At 70.7% G+C, this 24,942-nt stretch carries 23 protein-coding genes and 1 tRNA gene; 12 read left to right on the top strand and 12 right to left on the bottom strand.

Annotation, left to right across the window (positions count from 1 at the left end):
* The first annotated feature begins 21 nt into the window (after positions 1–21).
* Both A37W_RS0115755 and A37W_RS0115750 read left to right on the top strand, forming a co-directional pair.
* Positions 22–909 carry a fructose bisphosphate aldolase gene (locus tag A37W_RS0115755; protein WP_018304002.1) on the top strand — a complete coding sequence of 296 codons (888 nt, stop codon included), beginning with the start codon at positions 22–24 and terminating at the stop codon, positions 907–909.
* A gap of 92 nt (positions 910–1,001) precedes the next feature.
* Positions 1,002–1,577 (top strand): DUF6151 family protein, encoded by a 576-nt coding sequence (locus A37W_RS0115750; protein ID WP_018304001.1) that lies wholly within the window; start codon positions 1,002–1,004, stop codon positions 1,575–1,577.
* 77 nt (positions 1,578–1,654) lie between these two features.
* Here the strand turns inward: A37W_RS0115750 and A37W_RS0115745 are convergent, their stop codons facing one another.
* The 4 genes from A37W_RS0115745 to A37W_RS0115730 are packed head-to-tail and all read right to left on the bottom strand — an operon-like array spanning position 1,655 to position 5,371.
* Positions 1,655–2,377: an alpha/beta fold hydrolase gene (locus tag A37W_RS0115745; RefSeq protein WP_018304000.1), complete on the bottom strand. Its 723-nt coding sequence runs from the start codon at positions 2,375–2,377 to the stop codon at positions 1,655–1,657.
* 51 nt (positions 2,378–2,428) lie between these two features.
* Positions 2,429–3,337, bottom strand: a complete 909-nt coding sequence (locus A37W_RS22210) for an alpha/beta hydrolase (RefSeq protein ID WP_018303999.1) — start codon at positions 3,335–3,337, stop codon at positions 2,429–2,431.
* On the bottom strand, positions 3,318–4,070 hold the full coding sequence (locus A37W_RS0115735) for an alpha/beta hydrolase (protein ID WP_018303998.1): 753 nt from the start codon (positions 4,068–4,070) through the stop codon (positions 3,318–3,320). The genes A37W_RS22210 and A37W_RS0115735 overlap by 20 nt, the downstream gene beginning before the upstream one ends.
* Positions 4,067–5,371: an MFS transporter gene (locus tag A37W_RS0115730; protein WP_018303997.1), complete on the bottom strand. Its 1,305-nt coding sequence runs from the start codon at positions 5,369–5,371 to the stop codon at positions 4,067–4,069. The genes A37W_RS0115735 and A37W_RS0115730 overlap by 4 nt, the downstream gene beginning before the upstream one ends.
* A 148-nt stretch (positions 5,372–5,519) precedes the next feature.
* Between A37W_RS0115730 and thrS the strand changes: the two genes are divergently transcribed.
* Entirely contained in the window at positions 5,520–7,514 is a 1,995-nt protein-coding gene (gene thrS, locus A37W_RS0115725) for a threonine--tRNA ligase (protein WP_018303996.1), read from the top strand.
* 377 nt (positions 7,515–7,891) lie between these two features.
* Here the strand turns inward: thrS and A37W_RS0115715 are convergent, their stop codons facing one another.
* Together A37W_RS0115715 and A37W_RS0115710 are read right to left on the bottom strand one after the other, a co-directional pair.
* The gene (locus tag A37W_RS0115715) at positions 7,892–8,254 is read right to left on the bottom strand and encodes a hypothetical protein (RefSeq protein WP_018303994.1); all 363 of its coding nucleotides are present in this window, start codon (positions 8,252–8,254) and stop codon (positions 7,892–7,894) included.
* A gap of 52 nt (positions 8,255–8,306) precedes the next feature.
* Entirely contained in the window at positions 8,307–8,630 is a 324-nt protein-coding gene (locus A37W_RS0115710; RefSeq protein WP_018303993.1) for an arsenate reductase family protein, read from the bottom strand.
* Between the two features lie 180 nt (positions 8,631–8,810).
* On the opposite strand from A37W_RS0115710, the gene A37W_RS0115705 reads away from it, so the two are divergent.
* Complete coding sequence (locus A37W_RS0115705; RefSeq protein WP_026198549.1) at positions 8,811–9,017, top strand: cold-shock protein; 207 nt, start codon at positions 8,811–8,813, stop codon at positions 9,015–9,017.
* Between the two features lie 132 nt (positions 9,018–9,149).
* Here A37W_RS0115705 and A37W_RS0115700 read toward each other — a convergent pair whose 3' ends face one another.
* From A37W_RS0115700 to A37W_RS0115690, 3 genes are all read right to left on the bottom strand, one after another.
* Positions 9,150–11,045 carry an acyl-CoA synthetase gene (locus tag A37W_RS0115700; RefSeq protein ID WP_018303991.1) on the bottom strand — a complete coding sequence of 632 codons (1,896 nt, stop codon included), beginning with the start codon at positions 11,043–11,045 and terminating at the stop codon, positions 9,150–9,152.
* A gap of 119 nt (positions 11,046–11,164) precedes the next feature.
* On the bottom strand, positions 11,165–12,958 hold the full coding sequence (locus A37W_RS0115695) for an ABC transporter transmembrane domain-containing protein (protein ID WP_018303990.1): 1,794 nt from the start codon (positions 12,956–12,958) through the stop codon (positions 11,165–11,167).
* Positions 12,959–13,038: 80 nt separating this feature from the next.
* Positions 13,039–13,112: transfer RNA gene (locus A37W_RS0115690), tRNA-Gly, on the bottom strand.
* Between the two features lie 204 nt (positions 13,113–13,316).
* Here A37W_RS0115690 and A37W_RS0115685 point away from each other — a divergent pair.
* The 8 genes from A37W_RS0115685 to A37W_RS0115650 all read left to right on the top strand — a co-directional run bounded on the left by A37W_RS0115685 (position 13,317) and on the right by A37W_RS0115650 (position 20,687).
* Positions 13,317–14,888, top strand: coding sequence for an ABC transporter substrate-binding protein (locus tag A37W_RS0115685; RefSeq protein ID WP_018303989.1), 1,572 nt, complete (start codon positions 13,317–13,319; stop codon positions 14,886–14,888).
* A gap of 52 nt (positions 14,889–14,940) precedes the next feature.
* Positions 14,941–16,035 (top strand): M24 family metallopeptidase, encoded by a 1,095-nt coding sequence (locus A37W_RS0115680; protein ID WP_018303988.1) that lies wholly within the window; start codon positions 14,941–14,943, stop codon positions 16,033–16,035.
* Between the two features lie 247 nt (positions 16,036–16,282).
* A complete protein-coding gene (locus A37W_RS0115675) occupies positions 16,283–17,290 on the top strand; it encodes an ABC transporter permease subunit (RefSeq protein WP_018303987.1) in 1,008 nt (335 codons plus the stop codon).
* A complete protein-coding gene (locus A37W_RS0115670) occupies positions 17,290–18,198 on the top strand; it encodes an ABC transporter permease subunit (protein ID WP_018303986.1) in 909 nt (302 codons plus the stop codon). The genes A37W_RS0115675 and A37W_RS0115670 overlap by 1 nt, the downstream gene beginning before the upstream one ends.
* 27 nt (positions 18,199–18,225) lie before the next feature.
* Positions 18,226–18,507 carry a BrnT family toxin gene (locus A37W_RS0115665; RefSeq protein ID WP_018303985.1) on the top strand — a complete coding sequence of 94 codons (282 nt, stop codon included), beginning with the start codon at positions 18,226–18,228 and terminating at the stop codon, positions 18,505–18,507.
* Positions 18,479–18,739, top strand: a complete 261-nt coding sequence (locus tag A37W_RS0115660) for a BrnA antitoxin family protein (protein ID WP_018303984.1) — start codon at positions 18,479–18,481, stop codon at positions 18,737–18,739. Before A37W_RS0115665 ends, A37W_RS0115660 begins: the two co-directional genes overlap by 29 nt.
* On the top strand, positions 18,736–19,710 hold the full coding sequence (locus tag A37W_RS0115655) for an ABC transporter ATP-binding protein (RefSeq protein WP_018303983.1): 975 nt from the start codon (positions 18,736–18,738) through the stop codon (positions 19,708–19,710). The genes A37W_RS0115660 and A37W_RS0115655 overlap by 4 nt, the downstream gene beginning before the upstream one ends.
* Positions 19,707–20,687 carry an ABC transporter ATP-binding protein gene (locus tag A37W_RS0115650; protein WP_018303982.1) on the top strand — a complete coding sequence of 327 codons (981 nt, stop codon included), beginning with the start codon at positions 19,707–19,709 and terminating at the stop codon, positions 20,685–20,687. The genes A37W_RS0115655 and A37W_RS0115650 overlap by 4 nt, the downstream gene beginning before the upstream one ends.
* Before the next feature lie 336 nt (positions 20,688–21,023).
* On the opposite strand, the gene A37W_RS0115645 is transcribed toward A37W_RS0115650, so the two are convergent.
* The 3 genes from A37W_RS0115645 to A37W_RS0115635 are packed head-to-tail and all read right to left on the bottom strand — an operon-like array spanning position 21,024 to position 24,888.
* Entirely contained in the window at positions 21,024–21,998 is a 975-nt protein-coding gene (locus tag A37W_RS0115645; RefSeq protein ID WP_018303981.1) for an ABC transporter ATP-binding protein, read from the bottom strand.
* Entirely contained in the window at positions 21,995–23,938 is a 1,944-nt protein-coding gene (locus tag A37W_RS0115640) for a dipeptide/oligopeptide/nickel ABC transporter permease/ATP-binding protein (protein ID WP_018303980.1), read from the bottom strand. Before A37W_RS0115640 ends, A37W_RS0115645 begins: the two co-directional genes overlap by 4 nt.
* Positions 23,935–24,888, bottom strand: a complete 954-nt coding sequence (locus tag A37W_RS0115635) for an ABC transporter permease (RefSeq protein WP_018303979.1) — start codon at positions 24,886–24,888, stop codon at positions 23,935–23,937. The genes A37W_RS0115640 and A37W_RS0115635 overlap by 4 nt, the downstream gene beginning before the upstream one ends.
* Positions 24,889–24,942: the final 54 nt, after the last annotated feature.

Raw genomic sequence — 24,942 nt, 5'->3', positions numbered from 1 at the left:
CACGGGAAAGGGAGGCTCCCCATGCCGAACGCGACGATGGCGCAGCAGATGCGCGAGGGCCGCGGCTTCATCGCCGCGCTGGACCAGTCCGGGGGCTCCACCCCCAAGGCGCTGGCGCAGTACGGCGTGGCCGAGGATGCCTGGTCGGACGAGGCCGGCATGTTCGACCTGATCCACCAGATGCGCAGCCGCATCGTCACCTCGCCCGAGTTCGACGGCGACCGGGTCATCGGCGCGATCCTGTTCGAGCAGACGATGGACCGCGAGTTCGAGGGAATGCCCGCGCCCCAGTACCTGTGGGAGCGAAAGCGGGTCGTGCCGTTCCTCAAGTGCGACAAGGGCCTGATGCCCGAGGTCGACGGCTGCCAGCTGATGAAGGACATGGACGATCTGGACAGTTTGCTGTCCCGCGCCGCGTCCAAGGGCGTGTTCGGCACGAAGATGCGCTCGGTCATCGGCGCCGCGAACGAGAAGGGCATCGCAGCGAACGTCGCGCAGCAGTTCGAGATCGGCCAGCGCATCCTCGGCCACGACCTCGTCCCGATCCTCGAGCCGGAGGTGACGATCACCATTTCCGACAAGGCCGAGGCCGAGGCGATGCTGCAGGACGAGATCCTGAAGCACCTGGAGAGCCAGGACCAGGAGGTCATGCTGAAGCTGTCGCTGCCCACGCAGGCGAACTTCTACCGCCCGCTGATCGAGCACCCCAAGGTGATGCGCGTGGTCGCCCTCTCCGGCGGGTACAGCCGGGACGAGGCGAACGCGCTGCTGGCGCAGAACGAGGGGATGATCGCCAGCTTCTCCCGCGGCCTCAGCGAGGGTCTGTCGGCGCAGCAGTCGGATGACGATTTCAATTCGATGCTCGGCGGCGCGATCCAGTCGATCTACGACGCCTCGGTCGCGCCGTAGGCGCTGAGATGACGGTCGCGCGGCAGGCGACTGCTGACGCGACCTGTCAGGGGAAAGCTGCTATCGGAGGGGCGTCCAGACCGGAGGCCCCGATGACAGACGTCCCCTTCTCCTGCCGCTGCGGCGCCGTCGGCGGCACGCTGACCGACGCCGGCCCGGCCCTCGCCCAGGGGACGCGCGTGACGTGCCACTGCGCCGACTGCCGCGGCGCCGCGCGTTGGCTGCAGCGCGACCGCGATCCCGACGTCGGCGTCGGCTACTGGCAGACCACGCCCGACCGGGTGCGGATCGAGCGTGGTGCCGACCGGCTCGCCTGCCTCTCGTGGCGCAACCCCAAGTTCCTGCGCTGGTACGCCGACTGCTGCGGCACGCCTCTCTTCAACACACCCGGCACGAAGGGCATGCCGTTCGCCAGCGCCTATATCGACGCGATCCCCGACCCGGCGCCGCTGGGGCCGGTGCGCGGCGTGGCGTTCGTGCCGACCCCGGGCGGCAAGCCGAAGACGACGGGAACTGCCGCGTTCCTGTGGGGCCTCGCGCGGCGCAGCCTGCCGGCACGGCTGTCGGGACGGTGGACGGCGAACCCGTTCTTCGACGCGGACGGCCGCCCGGTCGCCCGGCCCCGCCGCCTGACCGAGGCGGAGCGGCGGAGCCCACGCATGGCCTGACCGAAGGCGCAGTGTCCGATCCGGACATCGCCTCGAAAGCCCGACCGGCTTTCGTCCCGGTTTCCGGTGGAAACCGGTTACCCCAGCACCAGCGGCAGCCCCATCCATTCCCGGATCGCGCGCGTGACCGCGTCCGGCGTCTCCAGCGTCGGCAGGTGGCCGGCATCGTCGATCACCTCCAGGGTCGCCCCCGGCACCATCTCGGCCATGAAGCTGTGGCGCTTCACCGGCACGAGGGTGTCGTGCGCGCCACACAGGATCAGCGTCGGCCGGCCGAGGCGGTGCAGCACCGCCTGCTGGTCCTTGCGCCGCTGGAAGGCGCGCAGCTGGCGCACGTAGCCCGGCCCGCCGGTCCGCTTCGCCATCTCGCGCAGCGCGGCCATCACCGGCCCCCGGCCGGCGCCGGGCGCGAGCGCCGCCGCCGGCACCTCGGCCTCCAGCGCATCGGACAGGCGGCCGCTCCGCGCCGCGACGATGCGCGCCTCCAGCGCGGCCGACTCGTGCGGCGTCCCCGCCAGCGGCGTGGCGGCGATCAGCGCGATCCGCGCGATCCGCTCCGGCGCGCGGCGCGCCAGTTCCAGCGCGACGACGCCGCCGAAGCCGTGGCCGAGAAGGGCGATCCGCCCCGGCAGCACGCCGAGCAGGGACGAGGCGATCTCCTCCACCCGCTCGCCGCCGGCGGTGGGCGCGACGGTGACGGGAATGTCGCCCGACAGCGCCTCGACCTGCGGCCGGAACAGGCCGGCGTCGGCCAGGAAGCCGGGCAAGAGGACGAGCGGTTCGGTCTTCTGTCCCGCCATATGCTGCTCCTCGTCACGACGTGCGCGGCCTGCCCGCCCCGCCGCCCGTCGTCAATCGGCCGGCCCGCCGCCGGACGGCGGCTTGCCGCCGAGACCGCGGACCCACTCCGCCAGCCTGGCGACGAGTCCGTCGGTCTGGCCCGGGCTCATCGCGTCGCCGGCAACGACGTGGCCACGCGGATCGTCGCCCGGTCCCATCGTCAGCTCATCCGCCGTCGTCGGCCCGCCCCAGCGGTCGATCACGCGGCGCGTCGCGGCCGGATCCACCACCTCGTCATGGGCGGTGAAGGCGAAAAAGGCGGGCGTGCGGATCGCCTCGTACCGAAGGGCGCGGGCAGCGCGGACCGCCTGCGCCACCGGCACGACGGCTCGGCTGGGATAGTGCAGCGTCCAGTTCGCCGCGTGCGCCGGACTCGCCGCCTCGAAGCTGCGGTGCGGGCCGAGGATCCACGGCACCCACAGCCGCGCCAGCGGCGCCTCCAGCAGCCGCGGCTTCCACCCCCGCCCGATGGCGAAGTTCGGCGCCAGGAATACCGCCCCCGCAAGGTCCGCGCCCCGCCCCAGCGCGATGGCCAGCAGGGTGCCGCCGGTGGAGGTGCCGAGGGCCACCGTCCGCTCCCCGATCGTCGCGCCGATCTGCAGCGCCTCGCGCACGTCCGCGCGCCACTCCGGCAGGGTCGCGCGGCCCAGCGCGGGTCCGTCCTGCCCGTGGCCCGTCAGTCGCGGCAGGAAGAGGTTCGCGCCCAACTCCGCCGCCAGCCGCTCGGGCAGCGGCGACAGTTCCAGCGGGCCGGCGGAAAAGCCGTGGAGGTAGACCAGCGACAGGCGCGTCACCTGACCCGGCCGTCCGGCCCAGACGATCCGCGCCGCCTGCCCCGCGCGCAGCGCCGGCACCGCCGCCTCGCGCGTGGCGAGCCAGCCGTCCAGCGCGGCGGGATCGTCAGGCGGCGGCGCCCGCACGGGCCAGCACCTCCTCGACCGAGCGGACGATGAGCGCGAGGCAATCGTCGTCCGAGAACCGGTGATCGGCGCCCTTCACCACCGTCAGCCGCAGGTCCGGCCCCGTCGCATGCTCCATCAGCCGGTAGGCGGTCGTCAGGTCCACGTCCTCGTCCGCCGTGCCCTGCAGGAACCGCGCCGGCATCGGTAGGGACAGGGGCGTGCGCAGGACCATCGTGTTCCGCCCCTCCTCGATCAGCCGCCGCGTGATCGGATAGGGATCGCCGTAAGCCGACGGCACCAGCACCAGCCCCGCCTCGGCCAGCGCCGCCCGCTCGGCGTCGGAGAAGCCGGCCCAGTAACCGTCCTCGGTGAAGTCGGGCGCCGCCGCGATGGTGACGAGGCCCGCCACATCCGCCGCCCGGTCCCGGGCAAGCAGGAGGCTGATCCATCCGCCCATCGACGAGCCGACCAGCACCGCCGGCCCCGCGACGCTGTCCAGCACCGCCGCCGCGTCGTCGCGCCAGTCGCCGATGGAGCCGTCCTCGAACGCGCCCTCGCTGACGCCGTGGCCGGAATAGTCGAACCGCACGAAGGCGCGGCCCTGCGCGCGCGCCCACGCCTCCAGGTGCAGCGCCTTGGTGCCTTCCATGTCCGAGCGGAAACCGCCGAGGAAGATCACCGTCGGCCCCTGCCCATCCGTCCGGTTGAGGGCGATCCGCCGCCCCTGCGGCGTCGTCAACCAGTCGGTCATGCGCCCTCCTCCACCTCGTCCAGTCCCAGCGCCAGCGCCGCGCCCGCCCCACACATCACGGCGAAGACCCCGATGACAAGGGCCACGCCCCAGCTTGCCAGCGCCGCGGCCCCCGCCCCGGCGGCGAGGAGGCCGACGCCGACGGCGGTGTTGGCGACGGCGGTATAGGTCGCCCGGTCGCCCTCGCCCGCCCTGTCGACGAGATAGGTCGACCGCCCCTGCCGCACCCCGTGATAGGCGATCATCAGCACGAACAGCACCGCCGGCATCGCCCAGTAGCGCCCCGCCAGACCCGCGGCGTGCAGGCCCAGCGCCAGCGCCAGAGCGACCCCGCCCGCGACGCCCGACAGGATCAGCACCTTGCGCGACGACCGGTCCGACAGCCGCCCCCAGACGAACGACGACAACAGCGACGCCGCGGCGGACGCGAGGACGAGCGCGCCCAGCGCCTCGAGCGCGCCGTCGCCGGCCGTGGAGGCGAGGATGACGAGGTACGGCGGCGCCAGGGCAGTGCCGACCAGCAGTAGCCGGGCGAGGACGAACCGGCCAAGCTGCGGCCGCCGCCAGAGCAGCGCCAGCTGGCCGAGCGGCGTGTCGCCGCCGGTGCCAAGCCGGTCCTCCTCGTCGAGGCGGGCCATCACCACGGCCGCACTCACCCACGCCAGAGCGGCCAGCGCGATGGCCCCGAGGACCAGCCCCTCGCGGTTCGCGATCCCGGTCATCAGGGCCAGCGCGAACAGGATGACGGCGCCCGACGCCGCGGAACTCGCCGCGCCGGTGACGGCGCCCCGCCGCGTCTTGCCGACGGTCTTGCCGAGGAGATCCTTGTAGCTGACCGAGCAGACCGACCGAGCCACGGCCAGCAGCGCAAGCAGGCCCAGGATCGTCCAGCCCGCCGCCGCCCCCGCCATCGTCCAGCCGGCGAGGGCGATCCCCGCCGCCGCGGCCCCCTGCACGAAGGCGCCGCCGGCCCAGGCCCACTTGCGCCGCGCCATCCGGTGGACGGGCCGCGCGGCGAAGAGCTGCGGTAGCAGCGCCCCGGCCTCGCGGACGGGCACCAGCAGGCCGGTCACCCCGGCGCCCGCGCCCAGATGCGTCAGCAGCCACGACAGGACCAGCTTGGGGTCGATCAGCCCGTCCGCGACCTTGGAGGCGGACAGGGCCGCAAGATGGCGCAGGCCGTTCGCCGGCTCCGCCGCCTCCGCGTGATCCGTCAGATCGCTCCCTCCGGCCTGGCCGGCGAGGGTGGTGAAGAGACTTTCGTCGAACTCGTGGTCGAGGAAGGGGCGCGCGCTGGTCATGCCGCCAGACTTGGCCCACCCGGCCGTCAGGTCCAGCCGCTGCCGGTCGCCCGCTCTTGACCGCACGACCCGCCTGCGCCATCTCGGGCGCGACGACATACCCGCAACCGGGCGTTCCGTGGGCGCCGAACCGACGAGGAGCCAGGCCATGAGCCTCGACCAGTCCCAGATTTCCCTCAAGTTCCCCGATGGCAGCGAACGCGCCTACCCCGCCGGCGTGACCGCCGCCGAGGTGGCGGAGAGCATCGCCCCCTCCCTCGCCAAGCGCGCGATCAGCGCGCAGCTGGACGGCCGGCACTGGGACCTCGCCTGGCCGATCGAGGCGGACGGCGAGATCACGATCAACACGATGAAGGACGACGCCCCCGCGCTCGAACTCATCCGGCACGACCTCGCCCATATCATGGCCCGCGCGGTGCAGGAGCTGTGGCCGGACGTGAAGGTCACGATCGGCCCGGTGATCGAGCACGGCTGGTACTACGATTTCGACCGGGCGGAGCCGTTCACGCCCGAGGATCTCGGCGCCATCGAGGCGAAGATGAAGGAGATCATCAACGCCCGCGAGCCGGTCCGGACCGAGGTGTGGGACCGCGACCGCGCGATAGCGCACTACCGGGAGACCGGCGAGACCTACAAGGTCGAGCTGGTCGAGGCGATCCCCGACGACGGCCAGCCGATCCGCATGTACTGGCACGGGGACTGGCAGGATCTCTGCCGCGGCCCGCACCTGCAGAACACCGGCCAGGTCCCGGCGGATGCGTTCAAGCTGATGAACGTGGCCGGCGCCTACTGGCGGGGCGACAGCAAGCGACAGATGCTGCAGCGCATCTACGGCGTGGCGTTTCGGAACCGCGACGACCTGAAGGCGCATCTCCACATGCTGGAGGAGGCCGCGAAGCGCGACCACCGCAAGCTGGGCCGCGAGATGGACCTCTTCCACATGCAGGAGGAGGCGCCGGGCCAGGTGTTCTGGCACCCGAACGGCTGGACCATCTACACGACGCTGCAGGACTACATGCGCCGCAAGCAGCGCGCCGGCGGCTACCGCGAGATCAACACGCCTCAGGTGGTGGACCGCAAGCTGTGGGAAGCGTCGGGCCACTGGGACAAGTACCAGCACCACATGTTCATCGTCGAGGTGGACGAGAGCCGTGACGGCGAAGATGACGACGCCGCCGTGCGCGACAAGGCCGCGACGCGGGTGAACGCGCTGAAGCCGATGAACTGCCCCTGCCACGTGCAGGTCTACAACCAGGGCCTGAAATCCTACCGCGACCTGCCGCTGCGCCTCGCCGAGTTCGGCTCCTGCACCCGCTACGAGCCCTCGGGGGCGCTGCACGGCATCATGCGGGTGCGCGGCTTCACCCAGGACGATGCGCACATCTTCTGCACCGAGGATCAGATCGAGGCCGAGTGCGCCCGCTTCATCGAGTTCCTCGCCGACATCTACGCCGAACTCGGCTTCCCCACCTTCGAGATCAAGTTCGCGACCCGGCCGGAGAAGCGCGTCGGCACGGAGGAAAGCTGGGACTATGTCGAGAACGCGCTGGAGCAGGCGATCCGCAAGACGGGCCGCACCTACACGCTGGAACCCGGCGACGGCGCCTTCTACGGCCCCAAGCTCGACTTCTACCTGACCGACGCGATCGGCCGGGTCTGGCAGTGCGGCACCTTCCAGGTGGACCCCAACCTGCCGCAGCGGCTGGACGCGGAGTACGTGGGGCCGGACGGCGAGAAGCACCGGCCCTTCATGCTGCACCGCGCGACGCTGGGCTCGTTCGAGAGGTTCATCGGCATCCTGATCGAGGAGCATGCCGGCAAGCTGCCGTTCTGGCTGGCGCCGCGGCAGGTGGTGGTGGCGTCCATTGTGTCCGAGGCGGACGACTACGTGCACGAGGTGGTGGCCGCGCTGAAGGCGGCCGGCGTCCGGGCCGAGGCGGACACGCGGAACGAGAAGATCAACTACAAGGTCCGCGAGCACTCGGTCGGCAAGGTGCCGGTGATCCTCGCCGTCGGCGCCCGCGAAGTTGCGGAACGGACCGTGACCGTGCGGCGGCTGGGCGAGAAGGCGACGGAGGTGTCGGCGCTGGACGACGTGATCGGCGCGCTGGGGCGCGAGGCGACGCCACCGGACCTGGCGTAACCGCGGTCGGCGGCGGGTGTCTCCCACCCTGCGGGCAGGCGACCTGTCCGGGGCGGGGAGACCCGCCGCTGGGTCGGAACCCGCCGTCACTACCCACGACGACCCGGACGCCTTGCTGGGGTGGCAAGAACCACCCTCACGACCGCAGCACCCGCCCCCCGGTCACCGCCCCCGCGATCGTCGCGAGGCGGATCCCCGTCCGCACCACGGCGGAAATGCGGAGAATCGTCGGCAACGGCGCGGACACCTCGACCGTCGGCGCCTGGTCCGACACGGGGACCGGACGCGCTGATCCTCGATCAGCGGGTGCTCCGGATGCCGGCGCTCATGGTGCGGGTGGCGGGGCGCCGGGCCGCTGTCGCTGGACCGGCTGGTCTTCAAAAGTGCGCCCTGGGCTCGTCCGGCTTGCCCGCGGCGATGGCGAGGAGACCCGCCAGCGCGGCGAGCGCGATCGGGAACATCGTGCCCACGTTGAAGCCGAACGCCAGCATCATCAGCGCCGAAGACAGGAGCAACAGAACCCCGCCGATCAGTGCGTGCACCTTGGCCATCGCCCCGCCCGCGAGGGCAAGGATCGGTCCGCCGACCGACACCGCCTGCACGAATGCGGGGTTGGCGAAGTTCCACATCTCGGCCTCGGGGTTCGCAGCGACGAAGGTCGTCCAGCCGTAGGAGACGGTGCCGACGATCATGCCGATCAGGCCGGCGACGATGCCGAGGACGAGTGCGGCGTTGCGCATGGGACGGGGCCTTTCGTGCGGTGATGCCAGCCAGATAGGAAGCGCGAGCGGCCTAGCCAAGCGCCCGCGCGCGGGCGGCGGCGTCCCAGCCGACGGACCAGCGTCCGTCCACCTCGATCGCGGGCCGCTTGAGGAGGGTCGGATGGGCGGCGAGCAGGGCGGCGGGATCGGCAGTGCGCTCCGCCTCGGGGAGCGCGCGCCAGGTGGTGGAGCGGCGGTTCAGCGCGGCCTCGCCCACGTCCGTCAGGATCGCGGCGGCGAGGTCCGGCGTCAGGCCCTCGCGCACGTCGATCACCTCGGGCTCCACCCCCGCCTCCCGCAGCTCCGACAGGGCGCGGCGGCAGGTGTCGCAGTTGCTAAGGCCCAGGAAACGCATGATTCCCCCCTTCAGCGGCGACCCTAGCGCAGGCCGCGGACGGAGGAAACGGCCCCCGGCTTGGAACCTGCCGCTGGCGTTTTCCGTTTACGCCCCGAAGGTGAACGGACTGCTTCTGAGACAGCGCCGGACGACCTGCCCCCCTGCCCCGCACGGGGCGACGACATGGAGACGGCGCAAATGCCCAAGGGCACCGTGAAATGGTTCAATACCACGAAAGGTTACGGGTTCATCGCCCCCGAGACCGGCGGCAAGGACATCTTCGTCCACATCTCGGCGGTCGAGCAGGCCGGCCTGACCGGCCTCGCCGATAACGAGCAGGTGGAATACGACCTGATCGAGGGCCGCGACGGGCGGCAGATGGCGGGAAACCTGCGGAAGGAATGAGGCGCAGGCCGCGCCCTCCCCGCTGACCGGACATCGGGCGTGGCCGCATCGGCCACGCCCTTTTCATGCCGAGGATCAAGCGGCACCGACGAGACCCACGCCGGGATCTCCGGCCTCATCCCTGCGGGCCATTCACACCCATTCCCAGGGGCGGGTGTAGTCGCCGAGTACGCGCGCGACGGCTGCCTCGTCGACGGCCCCGGTGCGGCGCACCCTCGCGACGAGGCCGCGGGTGCGGTCCTCGTAGACATCGTCCACCTCGGCCGCGAGGCCGGCGTCGGACAGCGCCTTGCCGTAGACGCGGGAGATCGCGCGGCGCCGCAGGTCCGGCTTGAAGATCTTGCCGACCGCCGTCTTCGGCAGCTCGTCCAGGATCTCCAGGTACTTGGGATGCGCCGCCCGCTCATGGATGCGCTCCTGCGCGTAGGACATGAGCTCGGCCTCGGTGACGGTCGCGCCCGACACCAGCTCCACGTAGGCGCAGGGCAGCTCGCCAGCGTAGGAATCGGGCTGGCCGATCGCGCCGACGAAGGCGACGGCGTCGTGGCCGGCCAGCGCCTCCTCGATCTCGGCGGGGTCGATGTTGTGGCCCGAGCGGATGATGAGATCCTTCGCCCGGCCGGTGATCCAGACGTAACCGTCGGCGTCGATCTTCCCCAGATCGCCGGTGCGCAGGTACTTGGGATCGTTCGCCCCGCCCGGCTCGGCCCGGAACATGTCGGCGTTCTTCTTCGCCTCGGTGTAGGTATGCCCCGGCCAGACGCCGGGGTTGGAGACGCAGATCTCGCCCACCTCGTCCGCGGCGCAGGGCTCGCCCGTCTCGTGGTGGATGATCCGCACCTCGCAATGCGGGAACGGCACGCCGATGGAGCCGACCTTCTTCTCGCCCTCGGGCGGGTTGATCGAGACGAGGCAGGTCGCCTCCGTCAGGCCGTAGCCCTCGCAGATGGTCACGCCGGCCGCGCTCTCGAACCGCTTGTACAGCTCCAAGGGCAGCGGCGCCGAGCCGCAGAAGGCGAGCTTCAGCGACGAGATGTCGGCGTCGACGCGGCGCTGCATCAGCGCCGACATCGCCGTCGGCACGGTGATCATGAAGGTGACCTTGTGCCGCTCCACCAGCTTCCAGAAATTGTCGAACACCCCCTCGCCGCGATAGCCCTGCGGCGTCGGGAACACGATCTGGCAGCCCGAGCCGAGCGCGCAGCCCAGCGCGACGGTCGCCGCGAAGACGTGGAACAGCGGCAGTGGGCAGATCTCGACGTCGTCATGCTCGAACAGCAGCCGCTGGCCGAGCCAGGCATTGTAGACGATGCCCTTGAAGCGGTGCTGCGCGACCTTGGGAATGCCGGTGGTGCCGCCGGTGTGGAAGTAGGCCGCGACGCGGTCCTTCGTCGGCGCCTCGAAGGTCAGCCGCGTCGGCTGCGCGGCGATCGCCTTGCGGAACTGGTGCACCGTCACCCCGTCCGGCGCCTTCACCTTCGGCCGGATCAGCGGCACGATCAGCCGCTTCACCCCGGTCAGGTAGCGCAGGAGGTCCACCTCCACGATGTGCTTCACGTTCGGCGCCAGCCTCACCGCTTCGGCCGCCTTCTGGGCGACGTCGGTCTTGGGGAAGGCGCGCAGCGTCACCAGCACCTTGGCGCCGGTCTGCCGCAGGATGCCGGCGATGTGCTCGGGGTCGAGCAGCGGGTTGATCGGGTTCACGATGCCGGCGGTCTGCCCGCCGAGGTAGGTCAGCACCGTCTCGGTGCAGTTCGGCAGCAGGTAGGCGACGACGTCGGACTCGCCGATGCCGAGCGAGCGCAGGAAGTTCGCAGTCCGCGCCACCTCGCCCTTCAGCTCGGTCCAGCTGAGCGTCTCGTCCGGAGCCTTGGGGTCGGAAAACATCTGGTAGGTGACGGCGGGCCGTTCGGGATACTTCGCGGTCGTCCGCTCGATCAGGCCCCACGTCGTGGCCGGCCAGTCCCGGGCGTCCCACGCCGCTTCGTTCTCGATGGCGTCGCGATCGGCGACCGAGGCAAAGCCCATCTGCCGTCTCCTCCCCTTTGTCGTACAGCCGCCTCTCCCGGAGCGGCCTCTTGCGCCTGACTCTGCGGCGGTCGCGGCCCTCGGGGCAAGTGGTAACGCTGCGAAACGGGCCACCTGCCCTATTCGGCGGCGAGCCCTTCGGTGAACTGCAGCCGGGCGAGGCGGGCGTAGAGACCGCCCCCGGCCACCAGCTCGTCATGGGTGCCGGTGGCGACGATGCGGCCGGCCTCGAACACGAAGATGCGGTCGGCCTTCTTCACCGTCGCGAGGCGGTGGGCGACGATCAGGGTGGTCCGCCCCTCCGCCAGCCCGTCCACCGCCTGCTGCACCAGCCGCTCGCTCTCGGCGTCGAGGGCGGAGGTCGCCTCGTCCAGCAGCAGCACCGGCGCCGCGCGCAGGATGGCGCGGGCGATGGCGATGCGCTGCTTCTGCCCGCCGGACAGCATGACGCCGCGCTCGCCCACGTAGGTGTCGTAGCCCTCGGGCAGCTCCACCAGGAAGTCGTGCGCGGCGGCGGCGCGGGCGGCGGCCTCGACCTCGGCGTCGGTCGCGTCCGGGCGGCCGAAGCGGATGTTCTCGCGCGCGGTGTCGGCGAAGATCACCGGGTCCTGCGGCACCAGTGCCACCGAGCGGCGGAACTCCTCGCGTTCCAGATCGCGCAGGTCCACCCCGTCGAGCCGGACCGCGCCCGACTGCGGGTCGTAGAAGCGCAGGATCAGCTGGATGATCGTCGTCTTCCCGGCGCCGGAGGGGCCGACGAGGGCGACCGTCTCGCCCGGCGCGACCTTCAGCGACACGCCGTCGAGGGCCGAGACGTTGGGCCGCGAGGGATAGTGGAAGGTGACGTCGTCGAACTCGATCTCGCCCCGGCGGGGGACGGCCGGCGCGACCGGGGCGGCGGGGTCGAGAACGGTGTCCTCGGCGGTCAGCAGCTCCACCAGCCGCTCCGTCGCGCCGGCGGCGCGCTGCAGCTCTCCCCATATCTCGGTCAGGGCGCCGACCGCGCCCGCCACCATGACCGTGTAGATGAGGAACTGGACGAGCTCGCCCACCGTGATGGTGCCGTCGCGGACGTCGTTGGCGCCCATCCACAGGAACCCGACGACGCCCGAGAAGGCCATGAAGATCACGATCGCCGTCATGATGGCCCGGGTGCGGATGCGGCGGCGGGCCACGTCGAAGCTGCGCTCCGTGACCTCGGCGAAACCGGCCCGACTCTGCCCCTCGTGGGTGAAGGCCTGCACCGTCTGGGCCGCCAGCAACTGCTCGGACGCGCCGCCGGACGAGGCGGCGATCCAGTCCTGGTTCTCCTTCGACAGGCGCCGGACCGAGCGGCCCATCAGGACGATCGGCAGCAGGATCAGCGGGATCGGCCACAGGACCAGAAGCGCCATCTTGGCGCTGGTCCAGACCATCAGGGCGATGCCGCCGAAGAGGATCAGGACGTTGCGCAGCGCGACCGACACGGACGAGCCGATGACCGACAGGATCAGCGTCGTGTCGGTGGTGATCCGGCTGAGGACCTCTCCGGTCATGATCCGCTCGTAGAAGGCGGGGCTCATGCCGATCATGCGGTCGAAGACGGACTTGCGGATGTCGGCGACCACCCTCTCGCCGAGGCGGGTGACGAGGTAGTAGCGCAGCGCCGTGCCCACGGCGAGGAGCGCGACGATGCCGATGGCGGCGAGGAAGTAGCTGTCGAGAAGCTGCTCGGGCGCCTGCCCGAAATTGTCGACCACGCGGCGCACGGCGATCGGCATCACCAGCGAGATCATCGCCGTCGATACCAGGGCCACCAGCGCCAGCGACAGCCATCCGACATAGGGCCGCAGGAAGGGCCAGAGGGCCGCCAGCGCGCCGATGCGGCGCGATGCGGCCCGGTCCTCGACGGCCTGTCTCGGTGCGTCGGCCATGATCGCGTCCCTTCCCGGTCCCCGCCGGCTACCTAGACAGCGACGCGGGCCGCAGCAAGCGCGAGGGCGGGCGGGAGGGCTGGAGCGGGTGGCGGGAATCGAACCCGCGCGATCAGTTTGGAAGACTGACAGGCTACCATTACATCACACCCGCCGCGCCTAGGGTCGCTACGCCACCGGGGCGCGCGGGTCAAGCTGGACGGCGCCGCGACGACGCACGAAGGGGCCGGGACGGGCCGCAGCCGCCGCAAGGGCACGGGTTGCCATCCTGCCGCCGCCTAGTAGTCTCTCGCGCAGGTTCCGCCTCCGGCCTCGCCGGCAAGGACGGGACGCGACGACAATCCACAGGGAGACCATCATGACACCGATGCGACAGCTGGGGGCGGCCGCGATCGCGCTGACCCTCGGCGCGGGCGGCGCCGCGGCGCAGACCCTCGTCTACTGCTCGGAAGGCTCGCCCGAGGGCTTCGATCCGGCGCTTTATACCGCCGGCACCACCTTCGACGCCTCGAGCCACCCGATCTACAACCAGCTCGTCCAGTTCGTGACCGGCACGACCGAGACCGAGCCGGCGCTGGCCGAGAGCTACGAGGCCTCGGACGACGGCCTGACCTACACGTTCCACCTGCGCCCCGGCGTGCAGTGGCACTCCAACGACCTGTTCACGCCCACGCGCGAGTTCAACGCCGAGGACGTGATCTACTCGTTCGAGCGGCAGATGGAGGAAGGCTTCTCGGGCGAGTACTTCAACTCGATGTCGATGGGCGACCTGATCGAGTCGATCGAGGCCCCGGACGACATGACCGTCGTGTTCAACCTCACCCGGCCCGAGGCGCCCTTCATCGCCAACATGGCGATGGACTTCGCCTCGATCGTGTCGAAGGAGTACGCCGACGCGATGGAAGCGGCCGGCACGCCCGAGATGCTGAACCAGCGTCCGATCGGCACCGGCCCCTTCACCTTCGTCGACTACCAGACCGACGCGGTGATCCGCTACGCCGCGAACGAGAACTACTGGGAAGAAGGCCTGCCGAAGGTCGACAACCTGGTGTTCGCGATCACGCCCGACGCCTCCGTCCGCTACCAGCGGCTGCAGGCGGGCGAGTGCCACATCATGCCCTACCCCGCCCCGGCGGACGTGGCCGCGATGCAGGAAGATCCGAACATCGTGGTGATGGAGCAGGAAGGCCTCAACGTCGGCTACCTCGCCTACAACACCCAGCAGCCGCCGTTCGACAACCCGGACGTGCGCCGCGCGCTGAACATGGCGATCGACAAGGAAGCGATCCTCGACGTCGTGTTCCAGGGCTCGGGCGAGGTCGCGACGAACCCGATCCCGCCGACCATGTGGTCCTACAACGAAGAGATCGAGGATGATTCCTACGATCCCGAGGCGGCGCGCCAGATGCTCGCCGACGCGGGCGTCGAGGACCTGTCCATGAAGATCTGGGCGATGCCCGTGCAGCGGCCGTACAACCCGAACGCCCGCCGCATGGCCGAGCTGATCCAGGAAGACTTCGCCGAGATCGGCGTCGACGTCGAGATCGTGTCCTACGAGTGGGGCGAGTATCTCGAGCGGTCCTCCGCGCTCGACCGTGACGGCGCCGTGCTCCTCGGCTGGACCGGCGACAACGGCGATCCGGACAACTTCCTGGCCGTCCTCCTCGGCTGCGACGGCGTCGAGAACTCGAACCGCGCGCAGTGGTGCCATCAGCCCTTCGAGGACCTGATCCAGGAAGCCAAGGTCCTGACCGACCAGGAAGAGCGGGCCGAACTGTACCGCCAGGCGCAGGTCATCTTCAAGGAGCAGGCCCCGTGGGCGACCATCGCGCACTCGGTCGTGTTCATGCCGATGCGTCCTGAAGTCGAAGGCTACGTCGTCCACCCGCTGGGCGGCCACATCTTCACCGAGGTCTCGCTCGCCGAGTGAGCCGTTCGGGCGGGGCCGTTCGCGGCCCCGCCCCCTTCTCCCCCGAGGTTCCATGTCAGACCGTTTCGCACCCCTCCGGACGCTCTGCGCCGAGCTCGGGGTCGATGCCGTGGCGCTCGTCCCCGGCCCCAACTTCGCCCGCACCTTCGGCGCCGACTTCGGCACCAACGAACGCCCGCTCGTCGCGGTGATCCCGGCTGAGGGCCCGCCCGCCGCCGTGGTGCCGCAGCTGGAGCTGGGCTCGTGGGCGCTTCTCGATTTTCCCGGCGAGGTGTTCGACTGGCGCGACCAGTCCGGCTACGCCGATGCCTTCGCCGCGCTGGCCCGCGCCGTCCCCGTCTCCTCCCTCGCGGTCGAGGGGCAGGTGATGCGCGTCTTCGTCCACCACGCCCTCAAGGCCGCCTACGGCGATCTGCGCATCGTCGACGGCGAGACCGCCATCTCGGGCCTGCGCCTGTGCAAGACGGAGGACGAGATCGCGGCGATGGAGCGCGCGATCGCGATCACCGAGACGGCGCTGGCCGAGACGCTGGATGTGGTCCGCGCCGGCATGACCGAGAAGGAGGTCGAGAGCCGCCTGATCGCCGCGATGTTCGCCGCCGGCGCCGAGGATCTCGCCTTCTCGCCCATCGTGGTCGCCGCCGACAATTCCGCCCGCGCCCACGGCCACGCCCGCGCCGACTATGCGCTGCGGGCCGGCGATCCGCTGCTGATCGACTTCGGCGCCCGCTGGGGCGGCCTCTGCGCCGACATCACGCGGACATTCTTCGTCGGCCATGCGACGGACGAGGCGGCGGACGTCTACGAGGTGGTCCGCGCCGCCAACGCCCGCGGCCACGAGGTGACGCGCGCCGGCATCACCGCCCACGACGTAGACGACGCGGTCATGAGCGTGCTGGAGGCGTCGCCCTACGCCGACCGCATCGGCTCCAAGACCGGGCACGGGCTGGGGCGCGACGTGCACGAGGCGCCCTACATCATGCGCGGCAATTCGCAGGTCCTGCAGCCGGGGATGGTCTTCACCAACGAGCCGAGCCTGAAGAAGGAGGGCCTGTTCGGCATCCGGATCGAGGACGACCTGCTGGTGACCGAGGAAGGCTGTCGCTCGCTGACGACCTTCCCGCGCGAGCTGAGGGTGGTCGGATGAGCGCCGTGGCCGCCCTGCCCGCCTCGGCCCCTAGCCGCAAGCTCTGCGCCCCGGCCCTGAGCCGGGGCCTCGTTCGACCCGCGATGCCGTTCGAGGTCCCGGGTCATGCCCGGGACGGGTGGGAACTCGGGCGCCCGCGCAAGGATCCCGCCCCGGCCCTGAGCCGGGGCCTCGATCGGCCCGCGCGTCCGCGCGAGGTCCCGGGTCAGGCCCGGGACGGGTGGCCCCTGTCGGGAGCCGTCCGCTCATGATCCGCTACATCCTCTCCCGCCTGCTCACGTTCGTGCCGACCTTCGTCGGCGTCACGCTCATCTCCTTCGCGTTCATCCGCGTGCTGCCGGGCGATCCGATCATCGTCATGGCCGGCGAGCGCGGCCTCAGCGAGGAGCGCTACCAGGAATACGTCGTCCAGTTCGGCTTCGACCAGCCGATCTACGTGCAGTTCTGGGACTACCTCACCGGCGTCCTGCAGGGCGACCTCGGCACCTCGTTCGTCACCAACCGCGACGTCTGGACCGACTTCTTCACCCTGTTCCCCGCGACGCTGGAGCTGTCGCTCTGCGCCATCCTCTTCGCCATCCTCCTCGGCCTGCCCGCCGGCGTCATCGCGGCGGTCTACCGCGGCAAGTTCTTCGACCGGGCGCTGATGTCGACCGCGCTCGTCGGCTACTCGATGCCGATCTTCTGGTGGGCGCTGCTGCTGATCATCGTCTTCTCGGGCAACCTCGGCTGGACGCCGGTCTCGGGCCGGATCGGTCTGATGTACTTCTTCGACGACGTGACGGGGCTGATGCTGGTCGATTCGCTGCTGTCCGGGCAGGACGGCGCCTTCGGCAGCGCGGTGCAGCATCTGATCCTGCCGTCGATCGTCTTGGGAACCATCCCGCTCGCCGTCATCGCCCGGCAGACCCGCTCCGCGATGCTCGAGGTCCTCAGCGAGGACTACATCCGCACCGCCCGCGCCAAGGGACTGACCCCCGGCCGGGTGAACGGCATCCATGCGCTGCGCAACGCGCTGATCCCGGTGATCACGGTGATCGGCCTGTCGGTCGGCACCCTGCTGGCGGGCGCGATCCTGACCGAGACGATCTTCTCCTGGCCGGGCATCGGCAAGTGGATGGTCGACAGCATCTTCCGCCGCGACTACCCGGTCGTGCAGGGCGGCCTCCTCCTCATCGCCCTGATGGTGATGATCGTGAACCTGACGGTCGACATCCTGTACGGCCTGATCAACCCCAAGATCCGCAAGCGCTGATGTCCGACGCCTCCTCCGCCACCGCCCGCAGCACCATCGGCACGCGCCCCGGCCGTCTCGCCGAGTTCTGGCGCTATTTCCGCGAGAACCGGGGCGCCGTCATCGGCCTCTACGTCTTTGCCGTGTTCGTGTTCGTCGCCGTCTTCGCCAACCTCCTTGCCCCCTACGACCCGACCGAGCAGTTCCGCGCGCACACGCTGCAGCCCCCGGTCTGGCAGGAGGGCGGCACCTGGGCCTTCCCCCTCGGCACCGACGCGGTGGGCCGGGACATGCTGTCCCGGCTGCTGTACGGCGCGCGCTTCTCGTTCTTCGTCGGCATCGTCGTGGTGGTGGTCGCCGCCACGGGCGGCATCCTCCTCGGCCTGATCGCCGGGTTCGCGCCGCGCTGGCTCGACACCGTGATCATGCGGCTGATGGACATCATCCTCGCCTTCCCGTCGCTGCTGCTGGCGCTGGTGCTGGTGGCGATCCTGGGGCCGACCCTGCTGAACGCGATGATCGCGATCGCGCTGGTGCTGCAGCCGCACTACGTGCGCCTCACCCGCGCCTCGGTCCTGAACGAGCGGACGAAGGACTACGTCACCTCCGCCCGCGTCGTGGGCGCCGGCACCTTGCGGACGATGTTCGTCACCGTGCTGCCGAACTGCCTCGCGCCCATCATCGTGCAGGCGGCCCTGTCCTTCTCGACCGCCATCCTCGACGCCGCCGCCCTCGGCTTCCTCGGCATGGGGGCGCAGCCGCCGACGCCGGAATGGGGCACCATGCTCGCCGACGCACGCGAGTTCGTGCTGCGCGCCTGGTGGGTCGTCACCCTGCCCGGTCTCGCGATCCTGGTGACGGTCCTCTCGATCAACCTGATGGGCGACGGCCTGCGCGACGCCCTGGATCCGAAGCTGAAGCGGAGTTGACCGAAGGATTTTTCGTAACTACATGAAATGGACGTAGAGTACGACGAGGACAAGCGGCGGCGCATCCTGGCGGAGCGTGGTCTGGATGTGGCTCTCGCCGCTGAAATCTGGGAGGGACCGCATCTCGACTTCCCGGACATGCGGCAGGACTACCGCGAGAACCGGATCGTGACCGTCGGCTACATCGGAGCGCGTCTCGCCATCGTCGTGTGGACCGAGCGCGGGTCCCGGCGACGGGTCATAAGCATGAGGAAAGCCAATGAACGCGAGAAACGAAAGTATGCGCCGGACCTCGCAGGCCGAGACTGAGACCGTGTTCGAGGACGACGACATCCCTGACATCTCGACCCCGGAGTGGGAGGCGCATATCCGCAGGACCGGCGTACTGCAGGCCGGCACCCGCGGTCGCCCCCGCGCGCCCAATCCCAAGGTTCAGACTACGCTGCGTCTCGACCCCGACGTGGTGGAGCGGTTCAAGGCGGACGGGCCGGGATGGCAGACGCGGATGAACGACGCGCTGCGCAAGGCGGTGGGCCTGTGAGCCTGCTGCGCATCCGCAACCTGACCGTCGAGTTCGCCACCGGCGGCGGCCAGTTCCGCGCGGTCGACAGCGTGGACGTGGACGTGGGCGAGGGCGAGATCCTCGCCATCGTCGGCGAGAGCGGGTCGGGCAAGTCCGTCTCGATGCTCGCCACGATGGGCCTCCTGCCCTGGACCGCGACGATCACGGCCGACGAGATGAGCTTCGACGGGCAGGACCTTCGGCGCCTGTCGGGCCGCGCGCGCCGGCAGATCATCGGCCGCGACCTCGCCATGATCTTCCAGGAGCCGATGAGCAGCCTGAACCCCTGCTTCACCACCGGCTTCCAGATCCGCGAGGCGCTGCGCCAGCACACCGACCTCAATTCCCGACAGCGCCAGGACCGCGCGGTGGAGCTGCTGACGATGGTCGGCATCCCCGATGCAGAGCGGCGGCTGAAGGCGTTTCCGCACCAGCTGTCGGGGGGCATGAACCAGCGGGTGATGATCGCGATGGCGATCGCCTGCCGGCCGCGCCTGCTGATCGCGGACGAGCCGACGACGGCGCTCGACGTGACGATCCAGGCGCAGATCCTGGACCTGCTGACCGGGCTGCAGCGCGACACCGGGATGGGCCTGATCCTGATCACCCACGACATGGGCGTGGTGGCCGAGACGGCGGAGCGGGTGGCGGTGCAGTATGCCGGCCAGAAGGTCGAGGACCAGCCGGTCGCCGACCTCTTCGCCACGCCGCACCACCCCTACACCGCCGCCCTCCTCGCCGCGCTGCCCGAGCGGGCGACCGAGCGCCGGCTGGCGACCATCCCCGGCGTCGTCCCCGGTCAGCACGACCGGCCGCAGGGCTGCCTCTTCTCGCCCCGCTGCCAGTTCGCGGACGAGCGCTGCCGCACCGTGCCGCCGCCGGTCCAGCCGGCGGAGCTGGGGCGCGCGCGCTGCCACTATCCCCTGCACGCACCCGAGGTGGCGGCATGAGCGAGCCCGTCCTGATCGCCGAGGATCTCGGCCGCGACTACGAGGTCGGCGGCGGCCTCTTCGGCAAGCCCGGTCTCGTCCGGGCGGTCACCGACACGTCCTTCACCCTGTCCCCCGGCAAGACCCTCGCCGTCGTCGGCGAGAGCGGCTGCGGCAAGTCCACCCTCGCCCGCATGGTCACGCTCATCGAGGAACCGACCCGCGGGAAGCTGTCGATCGCCGGCATCCCCACGGTGCCGGAGAACTGGGACCGCCTGCGGACCGAGGTGCAGATCGTCTTCCAGGACCCCTACGGATCGCTCAACCTGCGCCAGCGGGTCGGGGCGATCCTGGAGGAACCGCTGAAGATCAACCGCCGCGACATGTCGGCGAAGGAGCGGCAGGAGAAGGGGCGCGAGATGATGCGCCTCGTCGGCCTCCGGCCCGAGCATTACGACCGCTACCCGCACATGTTCTCGGGCGGTCAGCGGCAGCGGATCGCGGTGGCCCGGGCGCTGATGCTCGAGCCGCGGCTGCTGGTACTGGACGAGCCGGTCTCGGCGCTGGACCTGTCGATCCAGAGCCAGATCCTGAACCTGCTGCTGGATTTGCAGGAGCGGCTGGGGCTGGCGTACCTGTTCATCAGCCACGACCTGTCCGTCGTGCGGCACATCGCGGACGACGTGGTGGTGATGTACCTTGGCCGCCCGGTGGAGACCGGACCGAAGGACGAGGTGTTCGAGCGGCCACGGCACCCCTACACGCGGGCGCTGCTCTCGGCCACGCCGCGGGCGGAGCCGGGCGCGGGTCGGCGGCGGATCGAGCTGAAGGGCGAGCTGCCTTCGCCGCTGAACGTGCCGCCGGGGTGCCCCTTCGCGCCGCGCTGCTGGAAGACGCAGGACGTGTGCCGCGAGGTCCGGCCGGCTCTGGAGGGGACGCCGCACCCGGCAGCGTGTCATTTCCCGGAGGACGAGGTGGTTGAGGCGGAGCGGGCGTAGGTGCGTGAAACCCGCTGCCCCGGCCCCGGCTTGGTTCATCGCATCCTTCGAGACCATGCCGGGGCGCTGAAGGACCTCTTCGCGCCCCGAGAGCGTATCGGTCGGCGAGTCCAGGAGGCTTGAAACGAGAGGGCAGCGGATGGCCGCGGTCAGCCGTGCGAGAGCCATCGCCCGGAGTGCTTTATCCCTCAACCACGCCGGACGCGGACGTCCCGGAAGACGTTGGCGAAGCGGCTGGCCGGGGGGCGGCCATCCGTTGCCCGGGCGGCTGGCGCCGCCGCCCGGGCGGGACGGGTTGTGGGGATCGGATCGAACGGTCCTAAAGACGGGGCGAAGTCACTTGGCCGCCTCACCCTCAGGCACCGGATTGAAGCACGCCGCAAGCTGCCCCGACCCCATTTCCATCAACGGCGGGTCCTCCGCCGCGCAGCGGTCCACCGCCCGCGGACATCGCGCGCGGAAGGCGCAGCCCGTCGGCGGATTCAGCGGATCGGGCAACTCGGTCTCCCGCCCTTCGGGTGCCTTGAGATCGCGGCCCACGACAGGCGCACTGTCGGCGAGCAACTTCGTGTAGGGGTGCCGGGGGGCGCGGAAGACGTCCTCGGCGCGCCCCACCTCCACGACCGCGCCGAAGTAGAGCACCGCGACCCGGTCGGACACCGCCTCGACCACGGCGAGGTCGTGGGAGATGAACAGGTACGTAAGCCCCAGCTCCGCCTTCAGCCGCGCCAGCAGGTTCAGCACCTGCGCCTGCACGCTGACGTCCAGCGCCGAGACCGGCTCGTCCAGGATCAGGATGCGCGCCTCCGCCGCGAGCGCCCGGGCGATGCCGATCCGCTGCGCCTGTCCGCCGGAGAACTCGTGCGGGTAACGGTCGAGGAACTCCTCCCGCAGGTTCACGGCGTCGAATATCTCGGCGATCCGCTCGCGACGCCGCGCCTTGGGCATGGAATGCAGGTGCTTCAGCGGAGCCTCCATCACCTGCCGGATCGTCTTGCGCGGGTTCAGGGACGAGATCGGGTCCTGGAAGACGTACTGGATTTTCCTGCCGAATTCGGACGGGTCGGCGTTGTCGAGCGCGGCGCCCTCGATCTCGATCGTGCCGTCGGTGGGCGACAGCAGGCCGACCAGCATCCGCGCCAGCGTGGACTTGCCGCAGCCGCTCTCGCCGACGATGCCGAGCGTCTCGCCCGTCTCCACCGTCAGCGTCACCGGCCGGACGGCATGGACCACCCCCCTCGGCGGGCCGAACATCCGCTTGCCGACGGGGAAGTCCTTGGTGAGGTTCTCCAGCTTCAGCGCAGCACTCATTGAGCGGCCTCCACTCTGTCTGCCGTGATCGGCTCGGCCTCCACCGGCGGGCCGGGGACCGCCTCGGGCGCGCCGGGCACCTCGGCCTCGGGGAACAGGCACCGCACGGCGCGTCCGCCCTGCCCCATCAGCGCCACGTCGTCCTGCCGGCAGACGTCCCGCGCCTTCGGGCAGCGGTCGGCGAAGTGGCAGCCGTCCGGCAGCCGGTCCACCGCCGGCGGCAGGCCCGGGATCGCGGCGAGCGCGCGCTTGCCCTCGCCCAGTTCGGGGACGCAGGCGATGAGGCGTTTCGTGTAGGGGTGCGCGGGCGAGCGGAGGATGTCGGAGGTGCTCCCCTCCTCCACGATGCGGCCGGCATACATGACGGCGACGCGGTCGCAGAGCTGGGCGACGACGCCGAAATCGTGGGTGATGAAGACGATGGCGAGGCCGCGCTCGCGCCGCAGGTCCGAGAGCAGCGACAGGATCTGCGCCTGAACGGTCACGTCCAGCGCGGTCGTCGGTTCGTCGGCGATGATGACCTCGGGGTCGTTCGCCAGCGCCATCGCGATGCCGACCCGCTGGCGCATGCCGCCCGACATCTCGTGCGGGTAGCTGTCGATGCGGCTCTCGGCGTTCGGGATGCGGACCTGTTTCAGCAGCTCCAGCGCCTTCGCCCGCGCCTCCTTGTCCGAGACGCGGTGGTGCACGCGGATCGCCTCCACCAGCTGGTCGCCGACGGTGAAGAGCGGGTGCAACGTGGCGAGCGGGTCCTGGAAGATGTAGGCGACGCGGTCGCCGCGCAGCGCGCGGAGCTGGCGATAGGGCATGCCGACCGTGTCCTCGCCTTCGACATAGACCGCGCCGCCGGTGATGACGCCGGGCGGCGAGGCGACGAGGCCCATGACGGAGAGCGCGGTGACCGACTTGCCGGAGCCGCTTTCGCCGATGATGCCGAGGCACTCGCCGGGCTTCACCGCGAGGGTGACGCCGCCGACCGCCTTGTAGGTGCGGCGCTTGAGGCGGAACTCGGTCGAGAGGTCGGTCATCTCGAGGATTCCTTCGTCGCGGAAGGCCGGCGCTGCGCCCCTGCGGTCCACGGTCGTCGCCGCGGCGGGCCGCGACAGCGCGCCGGAGCGCAAGCGCGGGTCCAGCGCGTCGCGGATGCCGTCGCCGAGGAGGTTGATGGACATGACGATGATCAGGATCATCAGGCCCGGCGGATAGCTGACATGCGGGTCGGTGATGAGCGAGTCCTTCGCCAGCCCCAGCATCGAGCCGAGGTCCGGGTCCGGCGGCTGCGAGCCGAGGCCGAGGAAGGACAGGCCCGCCGTCTCGAGGATCATCCAACCGACCGTGGTCGAGGCGGCAACGACGATCACCGGCACCACGTTCGGCAGGATCTCTGTCAGGATGATGCGGACATGCCCCATCCCGGCGAGCTTGGCCGCGTCCACGAACTCCTTGTGGGCGATGCCGACGGTCACGCCGCGGATGTTGCGGGCGAAGAACGGGATGTTCACCGCCGCCACCGCGATCAGCGCGTTCATCAGGCCGGGGCCGAGGGCGGCGACGATGGCGAGCGCCAGCAGGATGTAGGGAAACCCCATGATGAGGTCGATCAGCCGCATCAGGATGTTGTCCGTCCGCCCGCCGAAATAACCCGCGACGATGCCGATGGCGGCCCCCAGCACCGCGGCGATCACGGCGGAGGCGAAGCCGATCGCCAGCGACACCCGCGTCCCCCACAGGAGGCGCGAGAGGATGTCGCGGCCGAGATGGTCGGTGCCGAGGAGGTGCCCCTCCTCCCCGAACCAGGCGTTCTTGATCGACGGATCGGTGGCGTTCGGGGGGTACAGCGGCAGCCACGGCGTGACGAGGGCCAGAAGGATCACGAGGATCAGGACGATCCCGCCCCAGAGGGCGAGGCGGTTGCGGGCGATGAGCGCGAGGGTCGTCACGTCTTGATCCTCGGGTCCAGCATCGCCTGGATCACGTCGACGATGATGTTGAAGAGGACGTAGAGCGTTGCGACGAGGACCACGCCGCCCTGCACCAGCAGCAGGTCCCGCTGCAGGATCGCGTCGACGAGCATCCGGCCGACGCCCGGCCACTCGAACACCTTCTCGATGTAGACCGCGCCGGACAGCACGAACCCCGCCTGCAGGCCGAGGACCGGGACGATCGAGACCATCGCCGCCTTCAGCGCGTGGCGCCAGACGACGCCCCGCTCGTCCACGCCCTTGGCGCGGGCGGTGCGGATGTAGTCCTGCCGCAGCACCTCCAGCATGGCGGAGCGGGAGAGGCGCGCGATGACGCCGAGCGCCACGAGGGCCAGCGCCGTCGCCGGCAGGACCAGGTGGTGCGCCACGTCCCGGAACCCGCCGCCGCCGAGATAGGCGAGGCCCTGCATGCCGGAGGGCGGGAACCACCCCAGCGAGACCGAGAAGATCAGGATCAGCATCATGCCGAGGAAGAAGGACGGGATGGAGATGCCGAGGAGGACGGCGAAGGTGATCGCCTTGTCCGCCGTGCCGTACTGCCGCGCGGCCGAGACGACGCCGGCGGCGACGCCGAGGATCGAGCAGATGACGAAGGAGGCACCGGCGAGCAGGAGCGTGGCCTGGAACCGCTCCCACACCTCGTCGAGGACGGGGCGGTTCAGCGAGTAGGAGCGGCCGAAGTCGCCCTGCAGCAGGCTGGTAAGCCAGATGAAATACCGGACGGGCAGCGGCTGGTCGAGGCCGAGGTCGCGGTTGATGCGGGCGACGTTCTCGGGCGTGGCGTAGGCGCCGAGGATGGCGGTCGCGGGATCGCCCGGGATCATCGCCATGATGAGGAAGACGACGATGGTCAGGCCGAGGACCACCGGGACGGCGGAGACGAGGCGCTTGAGGATGTAGCTGCCCATCGGGCTCCCTCCGGGTGGGCCGGCGCGGCAGCGGGGCCGCCTCGGGCGATGTAG

Origin of the sequence: Wenxinia marina DSM 24838 (genome assembly GCF_000379485.1) — a bacterium.
Lineage (GTDB): Bacteria > Pseudomonadota > Alphaproteobacteria > Rhodobacterales > Rhodobacteraceae > Wenxinia > Wenxinia marina.
This window is presented reverse-complemented; position numbering and strand designations above follow the sequence as displayed.